This is a genomic window from Cytobacillus sp., from assembly GCF_964223445.1.
GTDB lineage: Bacteria > Bacillota > Bacilli > Bacillales > Cytobacillaceae > Cytobacillus.
This window is the reverse complement of sequence record NZ_CAXQGS010000043.1, coordinates 1-4,833: the sequence shown is the minus strand read 5'-3', so window position 1 is coordinate 4,833 and position 4,833 is coordinate 1. Positions and strand designations below refer to the sequence as shown.

The 4,833-nt window shown below is 44.0% G+C and carries 4 protein-coding genes and 2 rRNA genes; all 6 read left to right on the top strand.

Going from position 1 to position 4,833, the window contains the following annotated elements; genetic code table 11:
- A 23S ribosomal RNA gene (locus ACEQ1T_RS06585) occupies window positions 1–95 on the top strand; the annotation flags it as partial.
- Between the two features lie 202 nt (window positions 96–297).
- Window positions 298–414: ribosomal RNA gene (rrf, locus tag ACEQ1T_RS06580) — 5S ribosomal RNA — on the top strand.
- Window positions 415–1,091: 677 nt separating this feature from the next.
- Window positions 1,092–1,553 (top strand): CtsR family transcriptional regulator, encoded by a 462-nt coding sequence (locus ACEQ1T_RS06575; protein WP_009336509.1) that lies wholly within the window; start codon window positions 1,092–1,094, stop codon window positions 1,551–1,553.
- Window positions 1,554–1,576: 23 nt separating this feature from the next.
- Window positions 1,577–2,125 carry a UvrB/UvrC motif-containing protein gene (locus tag ACEQ1T_RS06570; protein ID WP_206845716.1) on the top strand — a complete coding sequence of 183 codons (549 nt, stop codon included), beginning with the start codon at window positions 1,577–1,579 and terminating at the stop codon, window positions 2,123–2,125.
- 2 nt (window positions 2,126–2,127) lie between these two features.
- On the top strand, window positions 2,128–3,207 hold the full coding sequence (locus ACEQ1T_RS06565) for a protein arginine kinase (protein ID WP_370222156.1): 1,080 nt from the start codon (window positions 2,128–2,130) through the stop codon (window positions 3,205–3,207).
- A gap of 4 nt (window positions 3,208–3,211) precedes the next feature.
- The coding region (clpC, locus tag ACEQ1T_RS06560; protein ID WP_370222154.1) for an ATP-dependent protease ATP-binding subunit ClpC at window positions 3,212–4,833 on the top strand (1,622 nt) is incomplete at its 3' end.

Here is a 4,833-nt window from a genome sequence, read left to right as displayed (position 1 = left end):
AAGATCCCTGAAAGATGATCAGGTTGATAGGTCAGAGGTGGAAGCGTGGCGACATGTGGAGCTGACTGATACTAATCGATCGAGGACTTAACCAAAACGAAAAGCGGAGGCGACTGTTCAACTTCGAGAGACGTTGGAGAGCCGGCCATTCAAATCCTGGTTTTGGGATTTGGAGGGATGGATCGAAACGGCCGAGAAGTTAGGAGCCGAAGCTAGACAAGTCATTGGTGAATACTCGGCAATACTTCTTCATACATTATCTAGTTTTGAGGGAACGAAGTTTCTTCAATTACATAGTCCGGTGGCGATAGCGAGAAGGTCACACCCGTTCCCATACCGAACACGGAAGTTAAGCTTCTCAGCGCCGATGGTAGTTGGGGGCTGTCCCCCTGTGAGAGTAGGACGCTGCCGGGCATATGAAAGAGCACCTGATGGGTGCTCTTTTTTGTGTGTTTGGATGAGTTACGGTACCAATACCTTATTTGAACTCTTTCTTTTTAATGAGAAAATACATATATGCGTCACATCTGCCAACATATGCGCCACTCCTTATTTTCACCGTCTGTTTTAAGTGTTAAATTTGTTCACTATAAAGATAAATTGTGCCAAGTGTTAGATAAACTTCAAAATATGCTAGATAAAATGGGAATCATGCTAGATAAAATCAAAAATTTGCTACACAAAACCCATTCATGCTAGATAAATCACCAAACTTGCCAGATAAAAGTATCACCTACTGTACCGCAGCTTCATAGAATCCAGAATCATGTTTTCAGCAGGTTCAGTCAGCCATACTTCGGGATTCCAACTCTCTATTCCAACCGAATAACAAGTTCAGAACAGCTAACACGTTTCACCTGTCCAACTGATCACCAAGCGCAGCACACTTCCCAGCCTCCAAAAAAACTTCTCCCAACCAAGCACAAACCCGCCCATTCAAAAATATATTGTTATCGACATTAACTTCCATTTTCAGGTTTGGGAAGTCAAAAAATGGGGGAAAATTATTAATACCCGCCAATTGCAAGAAATTACATAAATCATGTATAATTAATGTCAAATATAGTCAAAGTCAGATAGGGGGAGGCCTGGTGAGGAATATATCCGACATAATTGAAAATTATCTAAAACAGGTTTTAGAGAAGAGCGAAAGGGAAATCGTGGAAATTAAAAGAAGTGAAATTGCTGATAAGTTCCAATGTGTTCCTTCTCAGATCAATTATGTGATCAACACCCGTTTTACGATTGAGAAAGGATATGCAGTAGAAAGTAAGCGGGGAGGCGGGGGCTTCATACGGATTATGAAAGTCCAGTCCTATGACCATGCTGATTTAATTGACCAGTTAATTTCATTGGTGCAGAGCAGGATTGCCCAGAGCAGTGCAGAGAATGTCATTTACCGTCTGGTAGAAGAAGAGATAATAACACATAGGGAAGCTAAAATTATGCTTAGTGTTATAGACCGTTCTGTCCTGTATATTGATCTTCCATTCAGGGATGAGCTGAGGGCAAGAATGCTTAAGGCAATGTTAACCACTTTGAAATATAAATAGTAGGGAGCTGGGGAGGTGAAGTCATGATTTGTCAGGAATGTAACCAAAGGCCAGCCACGCTGCATTTTACGAAGGTTGTAAATGGCGAGAAAGAAGAGTTTCATCTTTGCGAGAAATGCGCACAGGAAAAAGGTGAAATGTTTATGCTGGGCAGCGGGTCTGGTTTTTCAATAAATAACTTGCTCGCTGGCCTTCTGAATATTCAGCCTGCCTTTCAGGAATCGGGCCAGGATCCTTTTCAGCAGGAGAAAGTCCTGCAGTGTGAGCAATGTTCCTTGACCTTTCAGCAGTTTATAAAAGTAGGCCGCTTTGGGTGCGCCAACTGCTATGAGACTTTTAAAGATCAATTGAACCCAATTCTTAGAAGGCTTCACAGCGGGAATTCCTCACACAGCGGAAAAATTCCTGCACGAATCGGGGGAACCATTCACCTGCGGAGGAATATTGATGATTTAAAAAATAATTTAAAAGAAATGATTTCCAAAGAAGAGTTTGAAAGAGCGGCAGAATTGAGGGACGAAATAAGGAAACTGGAAAAGCAGCTCAATGCCGATCAAAAGGGAGGGGAGTAAGCTTGTCGCTGGAACGTTTCATGAATCAAGCTATTAGCTCCTGGATGAGTGCGGAAGGCCCTGATTCCGATATTGTTTTAAGTTCGCGAATCAGGCTCGCCCGCAATATGAAGCAATATAAATTCCCTACTGTATTTTCAAATGAAGAAGCAGAAGCGGTCATTGAAAAAATAAAGGCGAGGGTGGAGCATTCTTCTTTTTCAAAACTTGGGAAAATGGAGCTTTTATTAATGGATAGCCTTCAGCCTCTTCAAAAAAGAGTGCTGATGGAAAAGCATCTGGTCAGTCCCCATCTTGCTGAGAATTCAACTCATGGTGCCTGCCTTCTTTCTGAAAATGAAGAAGTCAGCATCATGATTAATGAAGAAGACCATATAAGGATTCAATGCTTATTTCCGGGATTTCAGCTTACTGAAGCCTTAAGTATGGCAAATGAAATTGATGATTGGCTGGAGGAAGAAGCCGACTATGCATTTGATGAACATATTGGCTTTTTAACAAGCTGCCCCACAAATGTAGGAACAGGGCTAAGGGCATCTGTTATGATGCATTTGCCTGGCCTGGTTCTCACGCAGCAAATGAACAGAATTATTCCGGCAATTAACCAGCTTGGGTTAGTTGTTAGAGGAATTTACGGGGAAGGCAGCGAAGCTTTAGGTAACATCTTTCAAGTTTCAAACCAGATCACTCTCGGAAAATCAGAAGAGGATATCGCAGAGGATCTGAAAAGCGTTGTCAGTCAGCTGATTTCTCAGGAAAGATCGGCAAGGGAAGCATTAGCAAAGACTTCTAACATACAATTAGAAGACAGAGTCTTCCGCTCTTATGGCATTTTATCGAATAGCCGGATCATTGAATCAAACGAAGCAGCACAATGCTTGTCTGATGTTCGCCTGGGGATTGATATGCAGTACATCAAAAACATATCAAAAAATATATTGAATGAGCTGATGATCCTGACACAGCCCGGCTTCCTGCAGCAATATGCAGGCGGGCCGCTCAGACCGCATGAACGCGATATCCGCAGGGCTTCATTAATTAGGGAAAGATTACAAATGGAAGATCAAGAGTTGGGAGGATGAAAATATGATGTTCGGACGATTTACGGAAAGAGCTCAAAAAGTATTGGCTTTAGCACAGGAGGAAGCAATCCGTTTAGGACATAACAACATCGGAACAGAGCATATTCTGCTGGGGCTTGTACGCGAAGGTGAAGGCATTGCTGCAAAAGCTCTCTATGCTTTAGGCCTCGGCTCTGATAAGATCCAAAAAGAGGTTGAGAATTTAATTGGCAGGGGGCAGGATGCTTCCCAGACCATTCATTATACACCGCGTGCCAAGAAAGTCATTGAACTTTCGATGGACGAAGCAAGAAAGCTTGGCCATTCCTATGTAGGAACAGAACATATCCTGCTTGGCCTGATCCGTGAGGGTGAAGGCGTGGCAGCCCGAGTTTTGAATAACCTTGGCGTCAGCCTCAATAAAGCGCGCCAGCAAGTGCTTCAGCTATTAGGCAGCAATGAGTCCGGCAGTCATCAGGGTGGCTCCGCAGCCAATGCGAATACACCGACTCTTGATGGATTGGCACGTGACTTAACTGCTATTGCCAGAGAAGGAAGCCTGGATCCGGTAATTGGACGAAGCAAAGAAATTCAGCGTGTAATCGAAGTTTTAAGCCGCAGGACGAAAAACAACCCGGTTCTGATCGGTGAGCCTGGGGTAGGTAAAACAGCCATCGCAGAGGGCTTGGCACAGCAGATCATTAATAATGAAGTGCCGGAGACTCTTCGTGATAAAAGGGTTATGACGCTAGATATGGGTACAGTAGTTGCCGGAACAAAGTATCGCGGTGAATTTGAAGACCGCCTGAAGAAGGTAATGGATGAAATCAGGCAGGCAGGAAACATCATTTTATTTATTGACGAGCTTCATACATTAATAGGTGCAGGCGGAGCAGAAGGTGCGATTGATGCTTCTAACATCTTAAAGCCTTCTCTGGCCCGCGGTGAACTTCAGTGTATTGGTGCAACAACTCTTGATGAATACAGAAAATATATTGAAAAGGATGCGGCACTTGAAAGAAGATTCCAGCCTATTACGGTTGATGAGCCGACTGCGGAGGAATCGGTACAGATTCTTGAAGGTCTTCGTGACCGTTATGAGGCCCACCATCGTGTGACGATTACGGATGCAGCCATTCAAGCAGCTGTAAAACTTTCAGATCGCTACATCTCAGACCGCTTCCTTCCGGATAAAGCAATTGATTTAATTGACGAAGCGGGTTCAAAGGTAAGACTTCGCTCTTATACTACGCCTCCAAACCTGAAAGAACTGGAGGTTAAGCTGGAGGATGTAAGAAAAGAAAAAGACGCTGCCGTTCAAAGTCAGGAGTTTGAAAAAGCGGCTTCCTTAAGAGATACAGAGCAGCGCCTGCGTGAACAGCTCGAAGAAACGAAAAAAACATGGAAAGAAAAGCAGGGCAAAGAGAACAGTGAAGTGACGGTTGAGGACATTGCCAATGTGGTGGCCAGCTGGACTGGAATCCCTGTATCGAAGCTGGCCCAAACAGAAACAGAAAAGCTTCTTAATCTGGAAGAAATTCTTCATTCCCGTGTAATCGGACAGGAAGAAGCGGTTAAAGCCATTTCGAAGGCTGTCCGCCGTGCCCGTGCAGGCCTTAAAGATCCGAAGCGTCCGATTGGCTCGTT